At 74.4% G+C, this 25,424-nt stretch carries 23 protein-coding genes; 14 read left to right on the top strand and 9 right to left on the bottom strand.

Annotation, left to right across the window (positions count from 1 at the left end):
• Positions 1-196: 196 nt before the first annotated feature.
• Positions 197-976, top strand: a complete 780-nt coding sequence (locus C4U44_RS27570; RefSeq protein ID WP_103888755.1) for a L,D-transpeptidase family protein — start codon at positions 197-199, stop codon at positions 974-976.
• Between the two features lie 112 nt (positions 977-1,088).
• Positions 1,089-2,363, top strand: a complete 1,275-nt coding sequence (locus tag C4U44_RS27575) for an MFS transporter (protein WP_103888756.1) — start codon at positions 1,089-1,091, stop codon at positions 2,361-2,363.
• On the opposite strand, the gene C4U44_RS27580 is transcribed toward C4U44_RS27575, so the two are convergent.
• The 5 genes from C4U44_RS27580 to C4U44_RS27600 all read right to left on the bottom strand — a co-directional run bounded on the left by C4U44_RS27580 (position 2,292) and on the right by C4U44_RS27600 (position 6,227).
• Entirely contained in the window at positions 2,292-3,134 is an 843-nt protein-coding gene (locus C4U44_RS27580) for an AraC family transcriptional regulator (protein ID WP_103888757.1), read from the bottom strand. The two genes, C4U44_RS27575 and C4U44_RS27580, sit on opposite strands and share 72 nt — an antisense overlap.
• A gap of 114 nt (positions 3,135-3,248) precedes the next feature.
• Entirely contained in the window at positions 3,249-3,695 is a 447-nt protein-coding gene (locus tag C4U44_RS27585; RefSeq protein WP_103888758.1) for a hypothetical protein, read from the bottom strand.
• A 148-nt stretch (positions 3,696-3,843) separates the two neighbouring features.
• Entirely contained in the window at positions 3,844-4,434 is a 591-nt protein-coding gene (gene sigK, locus C4U44_RS27590) for an ECF RNA polymerase sigma factor SigK (RefSeq protein WP_103888759.1), read from the bottom strand.
• A 174-nt stretch (positions 4,435-4,608) separates the two neighbouring features.
• The gene (locus C4U44_RS27595) at positions 4,609-5,424 is read right to left on the bottom strand and encodes a ferritin-like domain-containing protein (protein ID WP_235032388.1); all 816 of its coding nucleotides are present in this window, start codon (positions 5,422-5,424) and stop codon (positions 4,609-4,611) included.
• On the bottom strand, positions 5,421-6,227 hold the full coding sequence (locus C4U44_RS27600) for a ferritin-like domain-containing protein (protein ID WP_103888760.1): 807 nt from the start codon (positions 6,225-6,227) through the stop codon (positions 5,421-5,423). The genes C4U44_RS27595 and C4U44_RS27600 overlap by 4 nt, the downstream gene beginning before the upstream one ends.
• Before the next feature lie 295 nt (positions 6,228-6,522).
• On the opposite strand from C4U44_RS27600, the gene C4U44_RS27605 reads away from it, so the two are divergent.
• The 3 genes from C4U44_RS27605 (at position 6,523) to C4U44_RS27615 (ending at position 8,973) form a co-directional block, all read left to right on the top strand.
• Complete coding sequence (locus C4U44_RS27605; RefSeq protein ID WP_103888761.1) at positions 6,523-7,116, top strand: hypothetical protein; 594 nt, start codon at positions 6,523-6,525, stop codon at positions 7,114-7,116.
• A gap of 172 nt (positions 7,117-7,288) precedes the next feature.
• A complete protein-coding gene (locus C4U44_RS27610) occupies positions 7,289-7,915 on the top strand; it encodes an RNA polymerase sigma factor (RefSeq protein WP_103888762.1) in 627 nt (208 codons plus the stop codon).
• Entirely contained in the window at positions 7,912-8,973 is a 1,062-nt protein-coding gene (locus C4U44_RS27615) for a CU044_5270 family protein (protein WP_103888763.1), read from the top strand. Before C4U44_RS27610 ends, C4U44_RS27615 begins: the two co-directional genes overlap by 4 nt.
• Positions 8,974-9,115: 142 nt before the next feature.
• Here C4U44_RS27615 and C4U44_RS27620 read toward each other — a convergent pair whose 3' ends face one another.
• Positions 9,116-10,186 (bottom strand): hypothetical protein, encoded by a 1,071-nt coding sequence (locus C4U44_RS27620; protein WP_103888764.1) that lies wholly within the window; start codon positions 10,184-10,186, stop codon positions 9,116-9,118.
• 424 nt (positions 10,187-10,610) lie between these two features.
• Here C4U44_RS27620 and C4U44_RS27625 point away from each other — a divergent pair, with 424 nt between their 5' ends.
• The 7 genes from C4U44_RS27625 to C4U44_RS27655 all read left to right on the top strand — a co-directional run bounded on the left by C4U44_RS27625 (position 10,611) and on the right by C4U44_RS27655 (position 18,732).
• Positions 10,611-12,026 carry a transcriptional regulator gene (locus C4U44_RS27625; RefSeq protein ID WP_235032389.1) on the top strand — a complete coding sequence of 472 codons (1,416 nt, stop codon included), beginning with the start codon at positions 10,611-10,613 and terminating at the stop codon, positions 12,024-12,026.
• A gap of 980 nt (positions 12,027-13,006) precedes the next feature.
• Positions 13,007-13,300 (top strand): hypothetical protein, encoded by a 294-nt coding sequence (locus C4U44_RS27630; protein WP_103888765.1) that lies wholly within the window; start codon positions 13,007-13,009, stop codon positions 13,298-13,300.
• A gap of 72 nt (positions 13,301-13,372) precedes the next feature.
• Positions 13,373-14,125, top strand: a complete 753-nt coding sequence (locus C4U44_RS27635) for a DUF2637 domain-containing protein (protein ID WP_103888766.1) — start codon at positions 13,373-13,375, stop codon at positions 14,123-14,125.
• Positions 14,126-14,192: 67 nt separating this feature from the next.
• Positions 14,193-15,158 carry a DUF1152 domain-containing protein gene (locus C4U44_RS27640; RefSeq protein WP_235032390.1) on the top strand — a complete coding sequence of 322 codons (966 nt, stop codon included), beginning with the start codon at positions 14,193-14,195 and terminating at the stop codon, positions 15,156-15,158.
• Between the two features lie 226 nt (positions 15,159-15,384).
• Positions 15,385-16,569, top strand: coding sequence for a glycosyltransferase 87 family protein (locus C4U44_RS27645; protein ID WP_160145115.1), 1,185 nt, complete (start codon positions 15,385-15,387; stop codon positions 16,567-16,569).
• A gap of 73 nt (positions 16,570-16,642) precedes the next feature.
• Positions 16,643-17,107, top strand: coding sequence for a GtrA family protein (locus tag C4U44_RS27650; RefSeq protein WP_103888768.1), 465 nt, complete (start codon positions 16,643-16,645; stop codon positions 17,105-17,107).
• Positions 17,108-17,577: 470 nt separating this feature from the next.
• The gene (locus C4U44_RS27655; protein ID WP_103888769.1) at positions 17,578-18,732 is read left to right on the top strand and encodes a site-2 protease family protein; all 1,155 of its coding nucleotides are present in this window, start codon (positions 17,578-17,580) and stop codon (positions 18,730-18,732) included.
• Positions 18,733-18,758: 26 nt separating this feature from the next.
• Here the strand turns inward: C4U44_RS27655 and C4U44_RS27660 are convergent, their stop codons facing one another.
• The 3 genes from C4U44_RS27660 to C4U44_RS27670 form a co-directional block, all read right to left on the bottom strand.
• Positions 18,759-20,267, bottom strand: coding sequence for a N,N-dimethylformamidase beta subunit family domain-containing protein (locus C4U44_RS27660; protein WP_235032391.1), 1,509 nt, complete (start codon positions 20,265-20,267; stop codon positions 18,759-18,761).
• 279 nt (positions 20,268-20,546) lie between these two features.
• On the bottom strand, positions 20,547-23,033 hold the full coding sequence (gene pepN, locus C4U44_RS27665; RefSeq protein WP_103888770.1) for an aminopeptidase N: 2,487 nt from the start codon (positions 23,031-23,033) through the stop codon (positions 20,547-20,549).
• 96 nt (positions 23,034-23,129) lie between these two features.
• Positions 23,130-23,678 carry a GNAT family N-acetyltransferase gene (locus C4U44_RS27670; RefSeq protein WP_103888771.1) on the bottom strand — a complete coding sequence of 183 codons (549 nt, stop codon included), beginning with the start codon at positions 23,676-23,678 and terminating at the stop codon, positions 23,130-23,132.
• 210 nt (positions 23,679-23,888) lie between these two features.
• On the opposite strand from C4U44_RS27670, the gene C4U44_RS27675 reads away from it, so the two are divergent.
• Together C4U44_RS27675 and C4U44_RS27680 are read left to right on the top strand one after the other, a co-directional pair.
• Positions 23,889-24,323: a VOC family protein gene (locus C4U44_RS27675; protein WP_103888772.1), complete on the top strand. Its 435-nt coding sequence runs from the start codon at positions 23,889-23,891 to the stop codon at positions 24,321-24,323.
• A 68-nt stretch (positions 24,324-24,391) separates the two neighbouring features.
• Positions 24,392-25,411: an aldo/keto reductase gene (locus tag C4U44_RS27680; RefSeq protein WP_103888773.1), complete on the top strand. Its 1,020-nt coding sequence runs from the start codon at positions 24,392-24,394 to the stop codon at positions 25,409-25,411.
• The last annotated feature ends 13 nt before the right edge of the window (positions 25,412-25,424 follow it).

Consider the following 25,424-nt stretch of genomic DNA (forward strand, 5'->3'; position numbering starts at 1 on the left):
CCCGTTGGTCGTGCGGGGCCCGGCGCGGCGGAGGAGCCGCCACCGCCGACCGAGGGGCGGACCTGGACGAAACCCCCTCCGCCGGCGGGGGCCGAGCGGATAATCTGCCCTTCCCGGCATCGGCCCTTCCCAGCTTCGGCCCGCACGGCCGCGGGCGGCTCCACGACCTCCCTCCGACAGCGGAAAGTCACCCACCATGAACGCCTCCTCAGCACGCCGGGCGGGACGCCGCACCTCCGTCGCCCGCCGCGCCGCCGTCACCGCGGTGCTCTCCGCCACGGCCGCGGTCGCGGCCGTCGCCACCTCCACCAGCGCCCAGGCCGCGATCACACCGCCGCGCGTCCCGACCTCCGGGTCCTTCGTCGCCACGCACAGCCCGTTCCCCGTGCAGGTCACGGCGGGCAACGCCACCCAGGTCATCACGGTCAAGGCGGCCGGCACCACCGCGACCGTCACGCTCTGGCAGAAGACCGGCAGCGGCTGGCAGCAGCGGGCCTCCACGGCCGCCGCGCGGATCGGCTCGCACGGCATCACCGACGGCGCCACCCGCGTCCAGGGCAGCAACACCACTCCCACCGGGACCTACACGATCACCCAGGGCTTTGGGGTCGGCACCGATCCCGGCACCAAGATGCCCTACCACCACGTCACCACCCACGACTGGTGGGTCGAGGACCCGACCTCCGCGTACTACAACCAGATGCGCACCGACACCCAGGGCGGCTTCCACCTGACCGAGTCGGGCACCAACGGCAGCGAACACCTCATCAACTACCCCACCCAGTACCACAACGCCCTGGTCGTGAACTTCAACGTCCACCCGGCCGTGAAGGGCCGCGGCGCCGGGATCTTCCTCCACGACCTCGGCCCCCAGGCCGGCCCGACCGCCGGCTGCGTCGCCGTCCCCGCCGCGTTCCTCACCCAGGTCATGCAGTGGATCGACCCGGCCGACCACCCGGTCATCGCCATCGGCTGACCCGTACGACGCCGCGGCCCCCTGCTCGCCCGGACGCGGGGTCCGGCGTCGCTATCAAGGAGAGCGGCGGCACGGTCAAGCCGCCGCCGGGCGTGCACACGAGACTGGTCGCATGACCTCCGAGAGCTGTGCGACCGATCCGAAGGCAGCGGCGGCGCGCGGCGGCGTCGTCGCGGGCGAACCGCCCGCCGACAAGCCGACGGCCGACCGTCCGGCCCCGGGCGACCCGGCCGCGGGCGAGCGCGTCGCCACCGGGCCCGCGGCGGCCTCCTGGGCGCCCGTAGCGGCGCTCACGCTGGGGATCGCGACCCTGGTGGGAAGCGAGTTCCTGCCGGCGAGCGTGCTGCCCGCCATGGCGTCGGACGTCGGCGTGAGCGAGGGCACCGCGGGTCTGGCCGTCGCGGTGACCGCGATCGCGGGGGCCGTCACGGCGCCCACGATCGCCGTGCTGCTGCCGCGCACCGACCGCAGGATCGTGCTGATCGGGCTGCTCGCCGCGGCCGTGCTGTCCAACGTGGTGGTGGCGGTGACGCCGAACTTCCCGCTGCTGCTGGCCGGGCGGCTGCTGCTGGGGGTCGCGATCGCCGGGTTCTGGTCGTTCGCGCTCGGCGCGGGCACGCACGCGGTGCCGGGGCGCGACCACGTCGTCTCCACGAGCCTGGCGCTGGGCGTGAGCGCGGCCACCATCATCGGCGTGCCGCTCTCCTCGGTGCTCGGCGACGCGGTGGGCTGGCGGCCGGTGTTCTGGTCGGCGGCGGCGCTGAGCGTCGTGGCGGTGATCGCGGTCGCCGCGACCCTGCCGCCGGTACCGGCGCAGCCGGGAGCAGGGATGCGGATGCTCCGGCAGGCACTGGCCAACCGCCGGCTGACCGCCGGTGCGGGCTGCATCGCGCTGGTGGCCTTCGGCAACTTCGCCGCCTACCCGTACATCCGGCTCGCGATCGAGCGGGTCACCTCCGGGGACACGGTGTGGCTGCTGCTCGGCTGGGGCGTGGGCGGCCTCGGCGGCAACCTCGCCGCCGGCGCGCTGGCCCGCCGCCTGTCGCTCGCCGTCGTCGCCGGGCCCGTCCTGCTCGGCGCGAGCCTGGCGCTGCTGGCGACGACCACCGGGCTGCCCGCCGCGACCGCGGCGATCGTCCTGTGGGGCTTCGGCTTCAACATGATGCCGGTCGCCTCCCAGCTGTGGGTGGCCCGCGCCGAGCCCGAACGGGTCGAGTCGGCGCTGTCGTTGCAGGTGACGGCCTTCCAGGTGGCCATCACGGCCGGGTCGGCGATCGGCGGGGCCGTGGTGGACGACGGCGGGGTCCGGGCGGCGCTATGCGTCGGGGCCGTCGCCGCCCTGGCCGGTGCCGCCGGCTTCGGTGCACTGCGCGGCCCCCGGCCCTGAGCGCCACGCCTGCGGCGAGCTGCCGTGCTGGGCGGAGAACGCACGGCTGAAGGCGGCGGCCGAGCCGTACCCCACGGTGAAGGCGATCTGCTCGATCGGCCGGGTCGTCGCGACGAGCAGCGCGCGGGCGTGCCGCATGCGCACCTCCCGCAGCAACTGGGCGGGGCTGCGGCCGAGTTCACGGCGGAAGCGCTCGCCCAGCGAGGAGCGGGACAGGTGCGCGACCCGGGCCATGCTCTCCACCGTCCAGGGGCGCCCGGGATGCGCGTCGAGCACCGAGAGCAGCGCGGTGAGCCGGGAGTCGGAGGGCTGACGCGCGCGGTCGTCGAGGGCCTGCAGCATCGCGGCCTGGATCAGCCCGCCGTAGCTCGCGACGAAGAGCGGCTGCTCGCGCCGCGGGTCCAGCGGGCACATCCGCACCAGTTCGACGAGGCCGCGGTTGCTCCCGGCGAAGCCGCGCGCCACCAGCGGGCTCGGCAGCGGCGGGACCGCCCGCAGCGGGCTCACCGCGACCTCGACCGGGGTGAGCGCGTCGAGCCGGTGGGCACCCCTGGCGTCCACGTGGAAGGCGTCCCCCGCGTGCAGTTCCTCGACGCCCGCCGCGGTCTCCAGCCGTGCGTCGCCGTCCAGGACCAGCGCCCAGATCGCGCCGGGCACCCCGTCCAGCCGCTCGGCGGGCGCGAGCCGGCGGATCGTCACGCCGGCCATGTCCCACGTCGGCATACCGGCCGCGCCGCCCCCGGGCGCGGCCACCCCTTCCAGCAGCGTCATGCACCGGGAAGCGCTCGGGCCGCGCCCGCTATTCCGCGCCGCTCCCCGGCCCCGCTCCCGGGCAAGGGTGGGTGCGGGAACGCGCGGGAAGCGGCGCCCCACCGGGGGCGGGGGTCAGCGGTCGACGACGCTGGTGTCCACCGCGTCCGGGTCCCCCTGGTACCACTCGCCCGAGGCGATGCCGGCGATGATGCGGCGCCAGCCGTCGGTGCGGTGGCCGCCGGTCGGGGCCTTGTCGGCGAGCCAGATCTCGGTGCCCACCGGCAGCGTCTCCTCCGGGCGCCCCCGGCCGCCGAGGGCCAGCGTGAACTCCGGGTCGGCGGGGTCGCTGCGGGTGTGCACGAGCCCGTCCTTCTGCCACGCCTCCAGGCCGAAGGAGGCCAGCGGGGCGATCCACCACGTCTTCGTGTCGGGGCGGAGGAGCAGCAGCCGGTCGCCGGGCAGGGGCACGTCGGTGTCCTTCACCCGGGAGGCGAACTCCTTGATCCGTACGGTGGGTTCGACCTGCAGCCCGACGTTGGTCCGCCGCGAGGCCGTCACGGTGAGCAGGTAGTGGGGCACGGGTGGCCTCCTGCGGTGCTTGCGTGTGCCATGTCAGCGGTAGCCGATCACGCCGCGGCGCGCCGTTCAATCCGCGCCGGGTAAAGCCGCCGGGACACCGGACGGGGCGCGCGGATCGGCGCCGCTCACCGACCCGCCCCCGAGGCAGTCACGAACCCACCCCGAGGCAGTCGCGGAGGCGGATCAGGCCGTCCCGCAGCCGGGTCTTGACCGTGCCGAGTGCCACCCCGAGGACCTGGGCGGTCTGCTGGTAGGTGTAACCGCGGTAGTACGCCAAGGTGACGGACTCGTACTGGAGCTCGGTGAGCCGGTGCAGGCAGCGGCGCACCTGATCGCGTTCCAGCCGCCGCTCGACCTGCTCGCTCACCTCGTCGAAGGCCGGCGTGTGGTCGCGCACCCCGGCACGGACCTCGCGGTCGGCGGCGGCCTGCGCCGACCGCACCCGATCCACCGCGCGGCGGTGCGCCAGCGTCATGATCCAGGCCAGGGCGCTGCCCTGCCGCGCGTCGAACCGGGCGGCGCACCGCCACACCTCGATCAGGACCTCCTGGGCGACCTCCTCGGACTGCGCCGGATCCCTGACCACCCGCCGCGCCAGGCCCAGTACCGACCCGGCGACGGCGGTGTACAGGGTCTCGAACGCCTGGCGGTCGCCGCGCGCGACACGTTCGAGCAGCGACTCCAGAACTCCGGTCGGATGCTGCTCGGGGCTGGAGCCGCCGTGTCGTACGACGCGCATGGACGCCTCCTGGCTGACGTGGGACTGACCCGGAATTCGTTGCGGTGCCGCCCGCGGATTGGGTGCGCCGGGCGGGAATCCACCGGGCCCGCTCGCGGCAGCCGGCTCCGCCGGGGCCCGCAGCAGCAAGGGGGCGGCCCCGGTGGGAGCCGCCCCCTTGGAGGAGAGGTGGTGTCAGACGGTCAGCAGCGCGGGGTCGGCCGCCTTGTCCGTCGGCAGGAAGTCGTCCGGCACGGGGTACTGGCCCAGCACGTAGTTGAGGATCGCCGCGTGCATCGCCTCCACCGGCGCGATGGAGGCGGCGGTGGCGATGCCGGCCGCGCTGGTGACGCTGTACGTCGCGAAGAGATAGGTCTGCGCGGCCTGGTCCTCCAGTTGCAGCGCGAGCTTCGCCACGGCCCCGACGTCGGTGGCCTTGCCCAGGGCGGCCAGCGTGGCAGGCTGGTTGGACAGGGGCACGTTGGTGATGGCGGGTTTGCCGGCGCCGGTCAGGACGGAGTTCCATGCCTTCGCGTGGTCGGCGTGCTGGGCCATCGCGGTGGTGACGAAGGTGGCGACGGCGGGCGGGACCTTGCCGAGCTTGCCGGCCTTGGCCGCGGCCAGTGCGGCCTGGTACGCGCCGACCGCCTGGTTCTCCAGGGCGACGGCCAGGGCGACGACCTTGAGATCCCCGGTGTAGGAGCTCTTGGCGGCCGAGCCGGAAGGACTGCCGCTCCCGCCGGGGGCGTTGGACGACTTCTTGTCGTTGCTGGAACAGGCCGCCAGTGCCAGGCCGGCGGCCAGCCCGCCCGCGCCGAGCAGGAAGCGCCGCCGACCGGGGTCCGCCGGCCGGGACGGCTGCCCGCCGGATCGGGTCTCCGCCACGAGGTCCCCGGCCGTCGCCCGCATCACGGGGAGCGTCTCGCGGTGGGCCGCCTCCATGTCCCCGGTGAGCCGGGTGAGTTCGGCCTCGCTCATCTCCAGTGCCCACTGGTTGCGCTGGTCGCTCATTTCACGGCTCCTTCGGTGATCGGCGACGCCTTGGCGGTCGGGTAGAAGGCCACGGGCATGCCGACGCTGCCCGCCGCGGCGGGCAGCTTGGCCGGGTCGGTGGGAATGGCGACCAGGTCACCGAGGTTGCCGGCGAGGAGGGCCTGGACGGCGAGGAGCGTCGCGCGGTGCTGGGCCTCGACGGGCGCCACCGAGGCGAACAGCCGGCGCAGGTCGCCGCTGCTGACCTCGCTGACGTTCTTGGTGTAGGTCTGTGCCGCGACGTCCTCCAGCGTGATGGCGAGCTTCACCACGTCCGCAGGTGCCTTGATCGTCGGCAGTGCCTTCTTCACCACCGCCGCGTACGTGGGGTCCGGGGCGTTCTGCGCCTTCCCGCCGGCCTGGGTGGCCGCCGCGTTGAACGCCTTGGCGTGCGCCTGGTGCTGCGTGGTCGTCTTGGCGATGAACGCGGCCACCGTCTTGTTGCCGTCCTTGATGAACGGCAGTCCCGCCGCCGTCCGGTACACGCTGATCGCCAGGTTCTCGATCGACGCGGCGGTCTGCAGCGCCTTCACGTCGTCACTCGACGTCGCCGCCACGGCCCGCAGCGACGAGAAGGCCGCCGCCGCGCCGGCGGCACCCGCGATGACACCTCCCCGCTGCCACCAGCGGCGCGACACGGCCGCCTGCGCCTGCTCCTCCCTGGAGGCGTCGACGAAGTCGCCCAGCGCCTCCTCGGTGATCCTGACCGCGTCGCTGTTCAGGTCCTGTGACTGCTCGGTCAGCTCTTCCAGCAGCCGCGTGTCGATGCGCTCTGCGCCCATCACGCCCATCCTTCCCGCGCTCGTCGGTTGACGAGCATCTACGGACCCTTCGTTGCCGCCGTCGCGGTGGATTGGCCGCGGCGGTGAGGATCGCGAAAACCTCACTCCTTCCGGTGAATTCGGTCGCTGCGGAGTGAGCGGGGTGGAGGTGCAGGGCGTGCGGGCGGGCGGATGCGCCGTCACCCCGAGGGGTGAGGTGTGCGGGGACCTCCGGGCATCGCCGATGTCCCTGATGCACGATGTGGCTCTCAATTTTCGCTCTCCAGCTGATGCCCGCTGAGGAGGGGGCGTCATCATGACCACATCCCGCTACCTCGCTTGCCACCACGGAAGCGCCACCGTTCCGCACGCCGAGCAAGTCGACACCACCGGCGCGATCGTCCGGCCGGATGCTCCGGCCCACACCTGCCCCGAGCACCTCCGGCGGCTCGGCCTCGCGCCGGTCCGGCGCCCTGCCTTCCTCACCCGCCTGGACGGGGTGGCGATCCCGACCGGACGAGGCGCCGATCCCCCCGGCACCGACCTCCTGACCGGAGGGCCCCCGATGTGCCGGGCGAGGGTCCTGCTGCCACTGACGCAGCTGGTCGTCGCGCTGCGGATGGCGCCCGTCCCGGAGGAGATCGACGAGACCGCGACCTGCGAGCTGACCCATCGCCGCGGCACCCATCACAGCCTGGTCGCCGAGGTCGACGCCGACCACGCCCTGTGGGCGGCATGGGAGGTGAACGGCTCCCCCTACCTCCAGATCCTCCCGGACTGCCCGTCGACGAGCCCGGACCACATGGACGGCTGCTCGCTGTACGGCCGCCACAAAGGCCCGCACACCTGGCAGTTGCGCGATCCGGAGCGCGCCACCGCCCGGTCGGCGGTGGCGGCACCGCTCCCGTAGCCGCCGCGCCGCGCCCCCGCGGCGAGGACGGCCCGCGCTCCCGGACACTTCCCCGGGCGCTCCCGCCGTACCGCCCTCGTGTTCCGATACGGGGGGGAGCCGCCCGGACCGGCCGGTGCGGTGCGTGACACAGGCCACAGGAACTCCCCGTGGGTCACGGAGAGAACCGGGTGTGAGGGACACAGACAACGAAACGCGCCGACGCGTACGCGAAGGGGACCGCGAGGTCTTCGCCCAGCTGTACGAGCAGTTCGCGCGCGCGGTGTACAACCACGCGCTGCGGCTGACCGGTGACTGGTCGACGGCCGAGGAGGTGATGTCCGAGACGTTCCTGGCGGCGTGGCAGGCCCGCGCGCGCGTCGAGGAGGACGGCGGGACGCTCCTGCCCTGGCTGCTGGGCATCGCCACCCACAAGGCCGGCAACGCCAGAAGGGCGCACGGCCGCCGCCAGGGCTTCCTGGCGCGGCAGCCGCGGCCCGACGCCCAGGAGGACTTCGCACCGGAGGCCGCCGGACGCATCGACGACGCGCGGCGCCTGCGTGCCGTGCACGCGAGCCTCGACCGGCTGCGCCGCCAGGAACGGGAGGTGCTGGCCCTGTGCGTGTGGGGCGGCCTGGACTACCAGCAGACCGCCGAGGCGCTGGGCGTGGCGGTCGGCACCGTACGCTCCCGGCTCTCCCGCGCCCGCAGGAGGCTGGCCGCTCTGGCGGAAGAAGGCATGGAACGGCCCGGCGCCCGCGGAGAGATGACGGGTGAGGCCGTGACCGCGGCCCTGACCGTAGGAGAGAGGCCCGCATGAAGGACACCACGTCGCCCGCCACCCGGGAGCCGCGGCACGATCGCGAGGCGATCGCCCGGATGCTGCCCGCGCCCGCCGAATGGGACGTCCCGCAGGCGCGGTTGGCGCACCACCGGGACCGGCTGATGCGCCACATCGACCAGCACGGCGGCACTGCCCCCGCTCCGACCCGGACCCGGCCCCGGCTGCTGCGCCCCGCGCTCCTGGCCCCCGTCACCGCGCTCACCCTGGCCGGCGCGCTGACCGCCGGCGTCGTGCTGGCCCACCCCGGAGCGCGAACCTCCCGTGACCGGGCGGACCTCCGTACGGAGCCCGCCGCGGCCCTGCTGACGCGGATCTCCGATGTCGCGGAGCAGCGGACCGTCCCGACCGTGCGCGCGGACCAGTACGTCTACACCCGGGAGAAGGTCCGCGGCGCGGACCTCAGCAGCGGCAAGGCCGTGCTGGGGCCGTTGCAGGACTCCGAACGGTGGCTCTCCCAGCAGGCCGGCCCGGTCCGGCAGGAGGGTCTGCAGCGCGTCGACGGGCAGACCAGCCGCATCAACGCCGAGTTCGGCGACACCGCTGGCACCCCCGCTGGCATCTCCCGCCCCACCTACGCGTGGCTCGGGTCGCTGCCCACCGACCCCGACGCTTTGCTCGCCGCTCTCAAGGCGCAGCAGCCCTCGACGAACGACAGCGCGCCCGACCAGTGGGTGTTCGACGAGATCGGCGACCTGCTCGGCGGGGTGATGCCGCCGCGCACCGCCGCCGCGCTCTACCGGGCCGCGGCGAGGATCCCGGGCGTGACCCGCGCCCCCGGGGCCCGGGACGCGCTCGGCCGCCAGGGGCTCGGCATCGCCCGGGTGGACAGCGGGCACGCCCTCCGGACCGAGTGGGTCTTCGACCCGGCGGACTTCAGGTTCCTCGGTTCCCGCACCGTGCTCGTCAAGGACACGGCGTACGCCAAGGCCGGCACGCTGATGTCCGGCTCGGCCGAGATCGAGAACGGCGTGGCCGACCGGGCGGGTCAACAGCCGGCCGCGGGCGAGCTGACACGGACGCGTGACGCCGGCTGACGTGGGCTGACGCCGGTCGACGCCGACTGGAGCCGGTCGACGCCGCGTTGAGGCCGGGGCGGGGCCGGCCCGGGTCGCCCGACGCGACGCGGCACCGTCCCCCGTCCGCCCGGGCGACGAGCGGTGCGGGACTCCGGGACGCTCAGCCGTACGGATGCGCGTTCAGTCGGTCGTGGATCGCGCGCAGCCACGGCCGGCGGACGGCGGGCAGCCGCGCCAGCGCGTGCAGGAGGATGCGCCGGTCCGGCTCGAACAGCCGCGTCGGGTGCAACGGCAGCGGATCGTCGCGCAGCACGCCGGCGGGCAGACCGCCCGTCGCGGGAATCGGCAACTGCCGCCGGGGGAAGGCCAGATACGTCCAGACCTCGGCGGCCAGCGGCACGGTGTCCGCGCTGCCGGCCGGCTGCCGGGCCGTGCCCGTCCGCGGGTCGAGCGGGACCAGGGCGATGTCGCGCGGTGACCCGGGGGCGGGCAGGCCGGGCCCGGCCAGGACCACCCGCCTCGCCGGCGGCCCCGCCGGGAGCACCGCGTCGAGCGTGCGGGCGAAGAACTCCGCGGTAAGGCGGTCGGCCACGTCCACCGCGGCACCGGCCGAGGCCGCCAGCAGAGGGGCCAGCGCCGCCCCGATCGCCGCCTCCCACCGCGGGTTCCACCTGCCGGAGGCATCCATCGGGGGCGTACCCGCCGGTTCCTCCGGCGGCGTCCTCCCACCGCTCACCGTGGCCGTGCGGCGCCCCGTCCGGTGCTCCGCACGGTCGTCGGGAAGGCGGAACACGGCGCGCGGGTCCAGCCACACCGCCTGCCAGAACGTGCAGTCGTCGATCCTGGTCGCGACCGGCCGGCCGCATCCCGCGCACGCCAGGTTGGGGCCGTCCCGCCCGTCGAGTCCCAGGCAGTAGCCGTCGCAGCGCTCCGGGATCAGGACGGTCCCGCGGGTGTCCCCGGGCGCGACGGCGACGGCTCCGGGCGCCCCGAAGGAAAGGGCCGGCACGGGCGCGAACACGCCGCGGACAGAGGCCAGTTCGGCCCCGATCTCGCTCCACGGCCGCCAGGGCGGCCCCGAGGGTTCGTCATCGACCGCGTAGGTGCCCGGCTCCATCAGCGCGGGCAGCAGATCGTGCCCGACGTTCTGCCGGGCGTGGACGGGAAGGGCGACCCGTGACACGGGGACCGTCAACACCGCGCCGCATCCCGCGCACCCGAATACGGCCACGCGCCCTCCCCTCGCTCGGACACCGGCATCATGCCGGGCGCCCGTGCGGCGGCCAACAGGTTTTCCCGTGCACCGCCGCTCATATGACTCTCGCTCATTCGTTCTCGAACCGGTCGTGCGTTCGCACGCCCATTCACGGGCCCGCGGGTCCGGCGGCCGGAACGCGCGAACTCCGCACCACGGACCGGGGGCAGAGCATTTCGGCCGGTCATCGCCCCTCTGGCACGGGCGGTCCGGCCGACCTCGATCTTCGGACCCGGAAATTCGGCCGCCCGGCGCGACCGGCAGGCCGTTTTCCCCGTCCCGAGGCGCGCGGTGGCGGAACTCATTGGCCGTAAAAACGGGCGTTCGATTCACGGGCATTTTCGTCTCGCATATTCTTTCCTTCACAGGCCAGCCACAACTTCCAGGAGGACGCGCCCGAATGGCTGCTCGACGAATCGTCACTCGCCCGCCCAACGAGCGGCTGCAGGCCCTCATCAGCGAGGCGGGTTGTTCCAACGTCGGATTGGCGCGCCGGGTCAACCAGGACGGTGCCGATCGCGGCCTCGACCTGCGCTACGACAAGACGTCCGTCAGCCGCTGGCTGAGGGGCCAGCAACCGCGCGGCTCGACCCCCGCGATCATCGCCGGCGTGCTCGGCCGGAAGCTGGGGCGCGAGGTGTCGGTGGAGGAGGTCGGCATGGCGCGCAACCGCGAAATGGACGCGTCCGAGATCGGCCTGGCCTTCGCACCGACGCTGGCGGAGGCCATCGACCAGGCCACCGGCCTGTGGCACGGCGACGCCTCCCGCCGCGACCTGCACACCGGTTCGCGGCTGGCCGTCTCGACGCTGCTCGCGCCCAGCCGGGACTGGCTGATCGCCGTACCGGACCGCGAGGTGGCCCATATCGGGGACCAGCCGGTCACCTCCGACGAGGTCGAGCTGATCGCCCGGGTCACCCGGTACGTCGGGGATCTCGACCACCGGTACGGCAGCGAGCACGTCCGGCCGCTCGCCGTGCACTACCTCGACACCGTCGTCTCCCGCATGCTCAAGGGCTCCTACGGCGGCGACGTGGGACCGCAGTTGTTCGCCGCCGCCGCGCGGTTGACCGAGCTGACCGGCTCCATGGCGGCCGACAGCGGCAAACCCGCCCTCGCCCAGCGCTGCTACATCCAGGCCCTGCGGCTGTCCCAGGCCGCGGACGACCGCCGCTACGGGGGCTACGTGCTGGCCGCGGGGATGAGCCACCTGGCAGCCGAACTCGGCTACCCGCAGGAGGTGGCGCAACTCGCCCGCACCGCCCAGGAGGGCGCCAGAAGGAACGTCACCCCTGCGCTGGAGGCGTGCCTGTATGCCGCCGAGGCACGCGGGTACGCGCTGCTCGGCGACCGCCAGTCCTGCAGCCTCGCGGCGGGACGGGCGCTGCAGGCCATGGACAGATCCGTGCCGGACCGCGAACCCGACTGGATCGCGCACTTCGACCGCGCCCGCCTGGCCGGCGAACTGGCGCACTGCTACGTCGATCTGCGGCATGCCGCGCTCGCCGCGCGCCATGCCGAGGAGGCGATCATCGGCACCCCGGAGCACCGGGTGCGCCGGCGCGCGATCAACCTGCTGCTGCTCGCGACCGCGCAGATCCAGGCCGGCGAGGTGGACGAGGCGTGCGACACCGCCACGGAGGCGGTGGGCGTGCTCGCCCGCGTCCGGTCCGGGCTGGGCGTGGAGTACCTGAAGCGGGTCCGGTACCAGCTGCGGGCCTTCGCCGAGCGGAGCGCGGTACGCGACTTCGAGGAGCTGCTGCGTGAGGGGACGGCCCGGCGGAACGCCGACTCCCTGACCGTGCAGGGCGGATGACCGGAGCCGCCGCGGGGACCGCGCCGTAGGCGCCCCGCGGCGGCGGCCCCGCGGCGATCACTCGCCTGCAGACACGTCGCCGCGCCGGCCACCGGGGCCGGCGCGGCGACGTGTTTGCAGGCACCTTTTTTCAGCCGCGGCGGACGAAGGGAAGCCGGATAACCGTCCGATCAGTGAATCAGCATGATTTTCACTCCGTACCCGCCGACCCGCGAAGCGGAATTCCGCATGGCCCAAAACGGCCCGGTCAATGCCGAATTCCGGAATTCCGGCGGCAGGGAAGAACCGCCGGATCGCGGCCGGATGGCACCGGGCCGCACCGGTGGGCAGGGGCGCCGACGCGTGACAGCGCACGCGCAAGCGGCACCGAACAGACCGCCATGACACATGAAACTAGCAGGTCAGGCAGACCGTTCCGGTGGGGCACGGGTGGACCGCAGGGGGGCGAGGAAGCACTGGGGGGGTGCGGCGTTGGCACGCAGGGGTGGTACACCGAATACGCGCAATTCCGCGCGCCACGTTATACGACTACTTTCCCCGCCTTGCTTTCCATTCCCCCTGGTGATTTGCTGTGCGCATCCAAACCGGTGGACCGCCCATCTTTCTGGGGGAGCTCGACAGGCGGTCCCCACCGGCCCGAAAATCCGAAAGGGATGTCGTTCGTCCGCCTGTGTCGTGGGCACACTCCTCCCGGAGATGTGAATCCGCCATCCGGTGCAATTCCGGACAGTGGCTGGTGCGGCCCGCGACCCAGGACGAAGGAGCATCCCCATGAGGCGCCGCACGCGCGCCGCCCCCGGACCGGGGAACCTCTGGGAGTTCCCCAGCCGCCGGACCCCGGCCGACCGAACACCCCCACGATCGGCCGGGGTTCCGCGTGGGCCCGCAGGAGCGATCCGCAGCGGGCGATCCACACCGGGCGACCCGTTCCTCGCGGCTCCCGCGACAGAACCCCGAATCGGCCCGAAAGCACCCCCCTCATGAACGAACCCACCATGGACCTGGCGCCCCCCTCCTCGCTGTCGGTTCCGGCCCCACCCCCCGGCGGGCCCGCGATCGGTGGCTCGACGATCCCGGGCTACGGCCACCGGCTCGGGGGCTGGGCCTTCGTGCCCGCCACGTTCGGGCCGCCGGGCGGCCACACCGTGCCCTACCTCGAACGCGACGGCCTGCGGGTGCACCTGCACCACTGCGGCACCGAGTTGGAGCGGTTCGCGGATTCGATGGCCGACATCCAGGCGAAGGTCGCACGTCTCTACGACGCCTGCCAGTGACCGGAGTGACCGGGGCGGGCGGGCCAGGATGCCCGACCGGTCCGGCATCCGACTAAGGACGCATCTACTTTCATGTACGACTTCCCCTACGCTCCCTACCCGCGCGACCTTGACGGCAACGACCTCTTCCCGCCGCCGCGTTCGGAGCCGTGGCCCGACCTGGAGACGACGAAGCCGCAGGTCGTCGTCGCCGAGTACGAGGGACTCGACGGGATCTGGCGGCCGGACCCCGAACCGGCACACCCGTCGAACATGCCCGGCATCCAGGTCGAACCCGCGCGGGTGCAGGTGCCGTTCGCGGCGGGCGAGGACCCCGTGCCCCGGCAGCGTCACCGCAAGCCGCGCCGAACGCAGCAGCCGGGGCAGGAGACGGGCCGGTGGGAGAGACTCGGGCTCGCGATGCTCTACATGACCATCGCCATCCTCGGCATGGTCTGCGTCCTGGGCGGCACCGTCACCCACGGTTCGCTGCGCCACCTGGCCGGGACGGACACCCCGCAGGGGCTCGCCGCGTACTGCCCGCTGCTCGTCTACGGGCCCTGGACGGTCGCCTCGCTGTCCATCCTGCACGCCACGTTCCACCGCCGCCGGGCACCGCATGCCTGGTGCGTGGTCCTCTTCTTCTCGGTGCTCACCATCGTCTTCTGCGTCCACCAGGCCGCTCCGCTCACCGTGTTCACCACGACCGCGGCGAGCCTCCCGCCGGTCGCGACGGTGATCTGCCTGCACCAGCTCGTCCGGCAGATCACCCTCACCCGCCCGCTCCAGCCCCGACGTGCCGTCAACCTCACCAAGCCCTGGACGTCCTCCGAGACCCCCGGCTGAACCACTCCTCCGGGCCGCGGCGTCCGTTCGGCCGTCGGCGGCCGGGTCGGCCTGCTACCTTCCCCCGGTGCATTCCCTCACCGAGCAGGCCCTGTTCACCCGGCTGCGGGAGGCGCGGCGGGTGCTGGTCGCAGGCGCCGGCGGAGGATTCGACATCTACGCGGGGCTCCCGCTGGCCCTCGCCCTGCGTGCGGCCGGCAAGGAGGTGCACCTGGCCAACCTCTCCTTCGCCGACCTCCACGGCCTGAGCCTGGACGTGTGGCTGGACCAGGACGTCGCCGCCATCCGCCCGGACACCGATGCCCGCGGCGACTACTTCCCGGAACGGACGCTCGCCCGCTGGCTCGACGCCAACGGGCTCCCGTCGACCGTCCACGCCCTCAGCCGCACCGGTGTGCAACCGCTGCGCGCCGCCTACCGGGCGCTGCTCGCCCACCTGGGCGGCGTGGACGCCGTCATCCTCGTCGACGGCGGCACCGACATCCTCATGCGCGGCGACGAGCACGGCCTCGGCACCCCCGAGGAGGACATGGCCAGCCTCGCCGCGGTGGACGGGCTGCCCGAGGTGCCCCACCGGCTGGTGGCCTGCCTCGGCTTCGGCGTGGACGCCTACCACGGGGTCAACCACTCCCTGGCGCTGGAGAACCTGGCCGCCCTGGAGCGCGACGGCGCCTACCTCGGCGCCTTCTCCCTCTCCCGGGACAGCACCGAGGGCGCCCTGTACCTCCAGGCCGTCGCCCACGCCCAGGCGTCCACCCCCGACCACCCGAGCATCGTCAACGGCTCCATAGCCGCGGCCGTCCGCGGGGACTTCGGGAACGTCCAGTTCACCGAACGCACCCGGCGCAGCGAGCTCTTCATCAACCCGCTCATGACCCTCTACTTCTGCGTGGACCTGCCGGGCCTGGCCCGCCGCAACCTCTACCTCGACCGCCTGGAGCACACCCACCTCACCCGCCAGATCAGCTCCGCCATCGAGGACTTCCGCGCCGCCCTCCCCCGCCAGCGCCCTCCGCGCACCTTCCCCCACTGAGCCCACAGGGTCCGTTCCACACGGTCCGCATTCGGGGGGTGCCCCGGTCGGGCGGCGACTGGTCGTGTGGCCTGCGGGGCGCGAGCGCGGCGTGCGGGCCGGGCGAGCGGGTCGGTATCCCATGCTGATGGAGCGTCAGCAACGGGCTGGCGGGGGGCGGCTGGAGGCGGGTGTCGCGTTCATGAGCTATCGGCTGCGTGCGGGATGGGCTGCTGCGCTGTGTGCCGTGTCCTTCGTCTCCGTGTGGGTCGTGCAGCGCGCCGTGCACGTCTCGCTCATCGACGTCATGGTCTACCGGGCAGCAGGGCAGACCGTGCGCGACGGCGGCGACCTGTACGCCATGCGGGCCACGCACGCGATGCTGCCGATGACGTACCCGCCCTTCGCCGGGCTGCTGTTCATCCCGCTGACCTGGCTCGACGTCGCCCACATGCGCACCGCGGTGACCGCGGGGAACCTGCTGCTGACGGTGGTCCTGGCCGCGCTGTCGCTGCGCCTGGTGCTGCGCCGCCGCCCCGGCACGGCCGCCGTGCTGGCCACGGCCGCGTGGGCGGCGTGGAGCGAGCCGGTCTGGGCCACCATCCGCTACGGCCAGGTGAACCTCCTCCTGGTGTGCCTGGTGCTGTGGGACTTCACCCGCCGGGCCGGCAACCGGTGGGCCGGCATCGGCACCGGGCTGGCGGCGGCCATCAAGGTCACGCCGCTGCTGTTCCTGGTCGTCCTGGCCGGGGCGGCCGCGGCCACCCGCGGGCGCGACGCCCCTTGGCTGCGGCGCTGCCTCACCGCCACCGGCGCCTTCGGCGGCGCGACCCTCCTGGCGGCCGCGGCCCTCCCGCACGACTCGCTCCGCTACTGGACCAGCTGCGCCTTCGCCCCCGACCGGTCCGGCTCCGCGGTGAACATCGCCAACCAGTCGCTGCGCGGTGTCGTCGCCCGCGCCCAGCACACCGCGCATCCCGGCCCGCTCTGGCTGGTCGTCGCCGTCCTGGTCGCCCTGTGCGGCATCGCCGTCGCGGTCGCGGCGCTCGCGTCGAGCGACCGGGTGCCGGACGCCACCGCGTGGGGCGCCGTCACCTGCGGCATCACCGCGCTGCTGGTCAGCCCGATCACCTGGACCCACCACTGGGTGTGGGAGGTGCCCATGACGATCCTGCTCGTCCACGAAGCGCTGCGCCGGCGTGATCCGCGCTGGTCCGTCGGCGTGGCGGCGTGCGTGGTGGTCTTCTGCTCCGACGTGGTGTGGGCCCTCCCGCACGGCCCCGGCCGGCCCGAACTCCACGAGGGCGCCGGCCAGATACTGCTCGCCGCGAGCTACCCGCTGGCCGGGCTCGCCTTCCTCGGGACGGCCGTCGCGGTCACGGTGCGGCCCCGCGTGACCGCTCCGGCGGAGACCACCACCGTCTACCCCTGACAGCCGCGGCCGGGCCGCCGGACCCGCACGCCGGCCCGGCCGGCGGCGGGCCGCACGGACGGGAGAGGGCCCCATGAGCATCGCGTCGCGCGGCAGACTGGTCGACCTGGCCCGGGAAGCGGCCAGGTTCGGCGCGGTGGGAGTCTGCGGCATCTTCGTCAACCTGGGCGTGTACAACCTGCTGCGCGACTCCACGTCCCTGCTCGTGCTGCAGGCGGGGGTGATCGCCACCCTGACGGCCGTCGCCTTCAACTACGTGGGCTTCCGCTGGTTCACCTACCGCCACTGCGACCCGCGCCGCAGGCTGCGGCGGGTCGCGCTCTTCCTCGCCTTCAGCGCGGTCGGCGTGGTCATCGAGAACGGCGTCTTCTACGCCGCCACCCGCGGGCTCGGCTGGAGCAGCCCGCTGCGCAGCAGCACCGGCAAGGCAGTGGGGATCGCACTGGCCACCGCGTTCCGCTTCTGGGCCTACCGGACGTGGGTCTTCACCCTGCTGCCCTCCTTCCCGGAGCCCACGCGGCAGCCCGCCGGGGAGTGAGGAGCCGCGGCCGCGGGGGGCGGACCGGCGCCCGGGGAGCGCGGACCGGCCTCGCGCCGATCGCGCCGCACCGGACGCAGGCGCGCGGTCCGGGGAGCACGCACCGCCTCCCGCGGAGTCCGCGCCCCGGACCGGGAACCAGCCTCGCGCGGCCGCGCCGCATTGGTCCCGCCACCGCACCCGGCGCGAACCCGCGGCACAAGGAGCACGCACCGGCACCGGAGGAGTCCGCGGCCGGAGCGGTGAAGTGTCCTCGCGGGGTGGCGCCGCGGGTCCCCGGCGCGGACCCGCGGCCCGGGAAGCACCCGCCGGCGCCCGCATCGGTCCCCCGCCGCAGCCGGTGTCGGGGGGGTCCGGGCGAAGAAGGGCCTCGTCGCATGTCCGCCCGGGGCCTCGCGGCGGGAGACTGGAAGGGGAAGGCGTCCCGCCCGGTGGCGGGCCGCCGGCCTGGAACGGGTGTGGGAGGTGCGATGAACGGATCGCTGCCACTGGGCCGGATCGCCGGTGTCCCGCTGCGGATGCACTGGAGTGCCCCCCTGCTGATCGTCTTCCTGGCCTTCGGGCTGGCCGGCGGGGTGCTGCCGGTCTGGGCCCCCGGCCACTCCCAGGGGGTCTACGACGCGCTGGCCGTGGTCGGCGCACTGCTGCTGATGGTCAGCCTGGTCGCGCACGAGGCGGCGCACGCCCTCGTGGCGCGCCGGGCCGGCGTGGAGGTCGAGGACGTCACGGTCTTCGCCCTCGGCGGGGTGACCCGGATGGGGTCGGCCACCACCCCGCGCAGCGCCGGCTGGATCGCCGCGTGGGGCCCGCTGACCAGCCTGCTGCTGGGCGGCGCCGGCCTGGGCGCGGCGGCGCTGGCCGGCCACGTCCTGCACTGGACCCTGCTCGCCGCGCTGCTGGCGTGGACCGGCTGGGCCAACGTGCTGCTCGGCGGCTTCAACCTGATCCCGGCCGCCCCGCTGGACGGCGGCCGGGTGCTGCAGGCGGTGATCTGGCGGATCCGCGGGGACCGCGAGCGGGCGGCCCGGATCGCGGCGCGCTGCGGGCAGGTGGCCGGAGCGTTGATGGTTATTGGCGGCTGGCTGGAGATCCTCACCGGCCGCGTGGGCGGCCTCTGGCTCGCCCTGCTCGGGTTGTTCGTGCTGATGGCCGCCGCCGCGGAGGTGCGCCGGGCCGCGGTGTTCGAGGCCGTGCGCGGGATGCGCGCGGCCGACGCGATGCGGCCGGTGGTCACCGGCCAGGACTGGCAGAGCGTGGACCGGTTCCTCGCCGAGACGATGCCGCGGGCCGCCGGCCAGTACGTCGTGCCGGTGACGGACCTCGACGGCCGGCCCAGCGGCGTGGTGACGCTGCCCGCGCTGAGGGCGGTGCCCGCCGCGCGGCAGGCCGGGGTCCGCGTCCGCGAGGTCGCCGCGCCCCTGGACACCTGCACGCTGGCGGGGCCCGACGATCAGCTCACCGACGTCCTCGACCACGCGGTGACGACCGCGAACCGGCCGATCCTGGTGATGGCCGACCGGCAGCTCCTCGGGATGATCACCGCCCAGGACATCCTCGGCCTCACCCGCAAGCCGCATCCGCCGGCCTGGCCGCCCTCCACGCGCAGGGCCGGGCACAGCCACTGACGAAGCGGCGCCCCCGAAGCTTGGGCTCAGCCGTACAGGCGCGGGACGTTGCCGCGCGGCGCGGGCCGGTGCCGGGCGGCGGGCCCCGCGGCGAACCCGGTCAGCACGTTCTCGGTGACCTGGGTGACGAAGGCGCGGGTGCGGGCGTCCATGGTGTGGTCGACGCCGTCCAGGCCGGTGCCGGCCATCAGGCCCTCGACCCAGCGCATCGTGCCGGTGGCGAAGACGCCGGCCCCGCTCGGCGCCGTGTAGTACGCCGAGTCGGAGTGGCTGCGCCGCCCCTGGCAGACCAGCGGCGAGTGCGCGACGACCTCGATCGGCGCCGGTGTGGGCGAGTCCGGGGTGACCCGGTCGTACTCGACGCCGACCAGGTGGGCGAAGCTCTCGCCGCGGCGCACGCCGGTGCCACGGAAGGCCCAGTGGTCGGGGTTCTCCACGACGTAGGGCGCGTCGGTGGGGAAGCCCTCGTAGAGGACCCCGGTCAGCGAGGACTCGGGGTCGGATCCCGGGCCGCTGCGGAAGTCGGTGGTCGCCATCGTCGGGTGGTCGGCCAGGTAGGGGTCGGCGGAGAAGTCGGTCTTGAAGCACACCACCGCGGGCGGCGCGGTGGCCGGGCCCGGTTGCAGGCGGATCCGCCGGAAGCAGGTGTTGGCGCCCAGGAAGAGCAGGTTGGTGCCGGCGTCGCGGGCCGCGGTGACGTGCTGCCGCTGCTCCGGGGTCCAGTACTCGTCGTGGCCGAGCGCGACCGCGGTGGTCGCGCCGGCCAGCACGCCCGGGTCGCGGTGGACGTCCATCCCCGTGGTGTACGCCAGCGGGATGCCCGACCGCTCGGCCAGCACCACCGCGGCCCGCTCGTAGGCCAGGAACTTCTCGGCGCCCCGGCCGGCGTAGGGCCGCTCGAAGGAGACCTCGTACGCGCGGCGCTCGTAGGAGCGCCCAGCGCCGTAGTAGAGGCAGTTGCCGCCCCAGTCGTTGTACGCCTGCCACGTCGCCGGGGCGTGCATGAGCAGGGTGCGGCCGCGGGCGCGGGCCGAGCGGACCACCAGGGGGACGTACCGCTGGTACCCGCTGTCGGCCTCCAGCCGCAGCACGTAGGCGCCCTCCGGCCAGCCCCGGGCCGAGATCTCCAGGCTGGGGTCCCAGCCGGCCCGGATCATCCGGGTGTCCAGGCTGGTGCTGATGGGGCCCTGCCGCCGGCCGGGCACCGTGTGCGAGGCCCACACCAGCGCCGCCTGCGCGCCGCCGTACCAGCCGATCCGGAAGGCGGAGACGCGGAAGGCACGTGCCGTGGTCGACACGTGCAGGCCGAAGGTCTCGCCCGGCAGGACGCTGACGCGGTCGGCGTAGCCCTCGATCGCGTCGGGCGGGCCGGTCGAGGAGAGCTGCCAGCCGTCGTTGCCCTTGAGCGCCCCCTGGCCGTGGATCCGGAACCGGCCCGGGTCCGTGGTGGACGGCGTGGGGTGCGGCCGGGGCGCGCTCGCGTCGCATCCGGCTCCGGCGGCGGCGAGCAGCCCGGTGGCGGCGACCCGCAGCACCTGACGCCGTCCGGGGTGCCCGGGATGTGTAGGACCGCGCGGTGCGGCGCCGGTCCCGTCAGGACCCGGGGGGACCGGTGGAGCGGAGGCGTCGGGGCGGGGCCGGGACCGGTCCTCCCTGCTGTGCATGACGCCGCCCTCTCCGTCCGTGCCCGCTGCTTCCCTGCCCCGATCGTCCGGCAGCAGGTGCGCGCGGGCGAGCCGGACGGGGCCGAAGGGCGCCACCGGCTGAGCCCGTTGGCGCATCCGGGGGCGCACCGGGGCGCCGGCCGGGCCGGGTCAGTGACGGTGGGCGAGGGCGCGGCGCAGGTCGTCGAGGCCGTCGGCGAGGTGGCGGCGCAGGGAGGGGGTCAGGTCGGTCCGGGCCAGGCACTCCTCCGCCGCGCGCACCGTGTCCGGGTGGGCCGCGCCCGCGGGGAAGAGCTGCCGGCCGAGGGCGGCGGTGACGGCGCCGCCGCGCTCCCCGACCGCCGGGATCTGCTCGAAGTACCTTCGTACGTAGTCCTGTTGGGCCTGCGGTGCACCGGAGCGCCAGAAGCCGTCGGCGGTCGCGGCGAGCAGCGGGCTGGAGAGCGCGTCAGGGGTGAACAGCCGCTGCCAGGCACGTTCCTTGGCGGCGTCGTCCGGGAGCGCGGCGCGGGCCCTGGCGGCGCCCCGCTCACCGGTGTCACTGGGGTCCGCCGCCAGCTCGGCGGCGATCCGCTCCTCGCCGGCCGCCCCGGTCGCGACGAGCCGGGTCAGCGCGTCCCAGCGCAGGTTCGCGTCGAAGACGACGCCGGTCGGCCGGTCGCTTCCGTCCAGCCAGCCGGACAGCTCCGCCAGCCGCTCCTCCCCCGCGGCGGTGGCGATCACGGCACGCAGGGCGGCGATCCGCAGGCCGGGTCCGGCGTCCGGGCGGGCGAGCAGCGCCCGTGCGGCGTCGCCGAGCAGGTCCAGCGCGGCGGGCCGGTCGTCCGGGCCGAGGTACCGGGCGACGACGTGGTCGGAGGCGAACGCCAGCACCGCCGCGACGATGGAGTCCGCGCTCTCGGCCGGGAGGTGGGCGGCGACCAGGCGCAGGTAGCCGGCGGCGGTCAGTTCGGCGCTGCGGGTCAGGTCCCGGAGGTGTTCCCAGAGCACGGCCCGGGTCAGCTCGTCGGCGACGGCGGACAGCGAGGCGCCGGCAGTCGCCGCGGAGTGCGCGTCGAGCCGGATCCGCGCCCACGTCAGGTCGCCGTCGTTGGGCAGCAGCAGGTCGGGGCGCGGCGCGCCGGCGAGTTCGGGCAGCGGGGTGCGCCCGCCGGGAGCGACGTCGGCGTCCAGCCGCCGGGCCGCCACCAGCGCCCCGCCGTCCCACCGGTAGGCGCCGACCCGCACGCGGTGCGGGCGGCTGCCCTCGTTGACCAGCACGGCGGAGGTGACGGTGCCGCCCGTCTCCTCGACCTCGATCCGCAGCGTGTCGACGCCCGTGGTGCGCAGCCACAGGTCCGCCCAGGCCGGCACGTCGGAGCTGCCGGCGGAGGTCAGTGCGGCGAGGAAGTCGGGCAGGCCGGCGTTGCCCCGGCGGTGCCGGGCGAAGTACGTGTCGAGGCCGCCGAAGAACGCCTTGTCGCCCAGCGTGTGCATCAGCTGGTGCAGCGTGGAGGCGCCCTTGGCGTACGAGATCCCGTCGAAGGTGGAGAGCGCCTCGGCGACGGAGGCCGCACCGGTGGCGGCGACCGGGTGGGTGGTGGGCCGCTGGTCGGCGTCGTAGCCCCAGCTCTTGCGGCTCGCGGAGAACAGCGTCCAGGCGCCGGTGTGGCGGGTGGCCTCGGCCGCGACCCGGTAGCCGAGCACCTCGGCGAAGGACTCGTTCAGCCACACGTCGTCCCACCAGGCCAGGGTGACCAGGTTGCCGAACCACATGTGGGCCATCTCGTGGCACACCACCACGGCCCGGAGCGTGCGCTGCTCGTCGGTCGGCGCGGAGCGGAAGAGCATCGCGTCCTGGAAGGTGACGCAGCCCGGGCTCTCCATCGCCGCCCAGTTGAGCTCGGGCAGGAACGCCTGGTCGTATCCGCCGAACGGGTAGCGCTCCGTGAAGAGTTCGTGCAGCCGGTCGAACGACGCCCGGGTCACCTCGAACAAGTCCGGCGCCTCGCGGTCGAGTTCGGCGGCCAGCGAGCGGCGGGCGTACAGGCCGAGCGGGATGCCGTCGTGCTCGGCGTGCACGGCGTGCAGGGGGCCGGCGACCACGGTGGTGAGGTAGGTGGAGATCGGGCCGATCGGCGCGATCTCCCAACGGCCGTCGGGGCGCTGCCGGGAGGCGCCGTTGCCGATCACCGTCCAGCCGTCGGGAGCGGCGACGACGAAGGTGAACGGCGCCTTCAGGTCCGGCTGGTCGAAGCAGGCGAAGACCTTCGGGGTGAGATCGGGAGCGCACGCCGCGTAGACGTACACCTCGCCGTCGGCCGGGTCGGTGAAGCGGTGCAGGCCCTCCGCGGTGCGCGAGTACGGCATGTCGGCCTCGACCAGCAGCTCGTTCCCGGCAGCCAGGGCGGGCAGCGGCAGGCGGTTGCCGTCAAGGGTGGCGGGGTCGAGCGGGCGGCCGTTCAGCTCGGCGCGCAGCAGGGTGCCGGGCTCGATGTCCACGAAGGACGCGGCGCCGGGCTCCGCGCAGTCGAAGCGGATCACCGCGGTGCTGCGGAAGACCTCCTCGCCGCGGGTGAGGTCGAGCGTGACGGTGGAGGAGAGGACGTCGAGCAGGTGCGCCCGGGTCTCGGCTTCGTTGCGCAGAAGGGCCGGCATTCCCGCATGCTGCCGCAGTCGGCGCGGGTCGGACAACCCGAATTGCCGCGGCCGCGCCCGAGGCGCGCGGCCCCGGACGCGGCGGGCGCCCGGGGTTCAGGGGCGGCTGCGGCCCCACGTCTGGAGCGCGTAGGGCCGCCCCTTCTCCTCCCCCGTGATCAGCGGCACGTCCAGCAGGTGGAAGCCCGCCCTGGTGGCGACGGCGACGCTGGCGGCGTTCTCGGGCTCCAGTTCCAGGATCACCTCCGCCGCGCCGAGCCGGTCGAAGGCGTACCCGGCCATCACCCGTACCGCGCGGGCGGCGAGCCCCTGGCCGCGGTGGGCCGGGCCGATCGCGTAGCCGAGTTCGGTGCCCTCGGGGGCCCGCCGCAGCATCACCTCGCCGAGCGGCGCGCGGCCGTCGACCGTGACGGCGAGCAGGATCGCGGTGCCCTCCGCCCGCAGTTGCCGTGCCCGGTCGAGCCGGGCGCGGGCGGCCGCCTCGTCGAAGGGGGAGACGATCGGCGTCCAGTACGCGATGTCGGGATGGTCGAACAGCTCGGGCATCGCGGCCAGGTCCGCCTCGGCCCAGTCGCGCAGGACGAGGCCCTCCCCGGCCAGCTCGATCCGGTCGGGAAAGGGCGGTGCGGACGCTGCGCTGCTCATCGGACGAACCTCTCCGGCCTGTTCGGGACGAGGCAGCATAACCGGACGCGGGCCGTCCTCCCCGCGGACCAGGCACGCAGGCCGGAGCGATCGACGGGCACGGCCGTTCATAGCCGTTGGTTATCACCGAGGTTCTTGGACAGGGCCGCACCGGGGACCCGACGATCGAACCCGCAACGATCCGGCGCCGGTTCGACGAAGGGCACTCCTATGGCCACCCTCACCCCGCACCTGGTCGTCCGCGACGTGGAGCGCGCCGCCGAGTGGTACGCGAAGGCACTGGACGCGCGGGAGCGCGGCCGCATCCCGCTGCCCGGCGGCAAGGTCCTCACGATCGAACTCGCCTTCGGGGACTCGACCGTGATGATCGCCGACGAGTTCCCGGAGCAGGGCATCGTCTCGCCCCTGGCCCTCGGCGGTACGTACGGGGCCCTTCAGATCACCACCGCCGACGTGGACACGCTGTGGCAGCGCGCCCTGGACGCGGGCGCCACGGTGTTCCACCCCTTGCAGGACACCTTCTGGGGCGAGCGGCACGGACAGGTGGTCGATCCGTTCGGGCACCGCTGGGGCCTGGCGCAGCACCTGCGCGACGTCTCCCCGGACGAGGTCGCGCGGGAGGCGGCGCGCTTCTTCGGCGGCTGACCGGGCACGAACGCACCACCACGCACCACCACGCACGACGACAGGAACCACGAAGGGGGAGAACGACTGTGCGCTACCGGCTGCTGGGTCGGACCGGGCTGCGGGTCTCGGAGCTGTTCCTCGGTGCGATGACCTTCGGCGAGCAGGGCGGAGTGGGCGCCCCGCCCGAGGAGTGCCGCGCCATGCTCGACGCCTACGCCGACGCCGGCGGCAACGTCGTCGACACGGCGATCAACTACCGCGGCGGGGAGAGCGAGACCATCCTGGGCGAGCTGCTCGAAGGCCGCCGGGACCGCTTCGTCCTGGCCACGAAGTACACCGTCTCCCGGGACGGCGGCGATCCGAACGCCGCGGGCAACCACCGCAAGAACCTCACCCTGTCCCTGGAGACGAGCCTGCGGCGGCTCCGCACCGACCACGTCGACCTGTACTGGGTGCACCTGTGGGACCGGCACACCCCGGTCGAGGAGACCATGCGGGCGCTGGACGACGCCGTGCGCGCCGGGAAGATCCTCTACGTGGGCATCTCCGACGCACCGGCCTGGGTCGTCGCGCACGCCAACACGCTGTCCGAGTGGCGCGGCTGGACGCCGTTCGCGGGCCTGCAGGTCCCCTACAACGTGCTCAACCGCGACATCGAACGCGAACTCCTGCCCATGGCCGAGGCGTTCGGGATGAGCGTGGCCGCCTGGGGGCCGCTGGCGGGCGGCGTGCTGTCCGGCAAGTTCACCCGGGCCGGCGCTCCCCCCGGGCCCACCCGGATCGCCCCGGACTCGCTGGGCGAGCGCGACCTGGCCGCGGCCCGGGCCGTTCAGGAGGTCGCCGACGGGCTGGGTGCCACCGCCTCCCAGGTGGCGATCGCCTGGACCCGCGCCCGTTCCCGCGCGATCCACCCGATCCTCGGCGCCCGGAGCGTGCGGCAGCTGCGGGACAACCTCGGCGCCCTCGACGTCACCCTGCCCGCGGACGCCGTCGAACGCCTCTGCGCGGCGGTCGAATTCAGCGCGGGCTTCCCTACCGACTTCATCGACCGGACCAGCCCCTGGGTCTTCGGCGAGGCGTCCGCGCGGCTCGACGGGAGGCGTTGACCCGGTGATCCCC

It is taken from the genome of Actinacidiphila yanglinensis (assembly GCF_900107965.1).
Lineage (GTDB): Bacteria > Actinomycetota > Actinomycetes > Streptomycetales > Streptomycetaceae > Actinacidiphila > Actinacidiphila yanglinensis.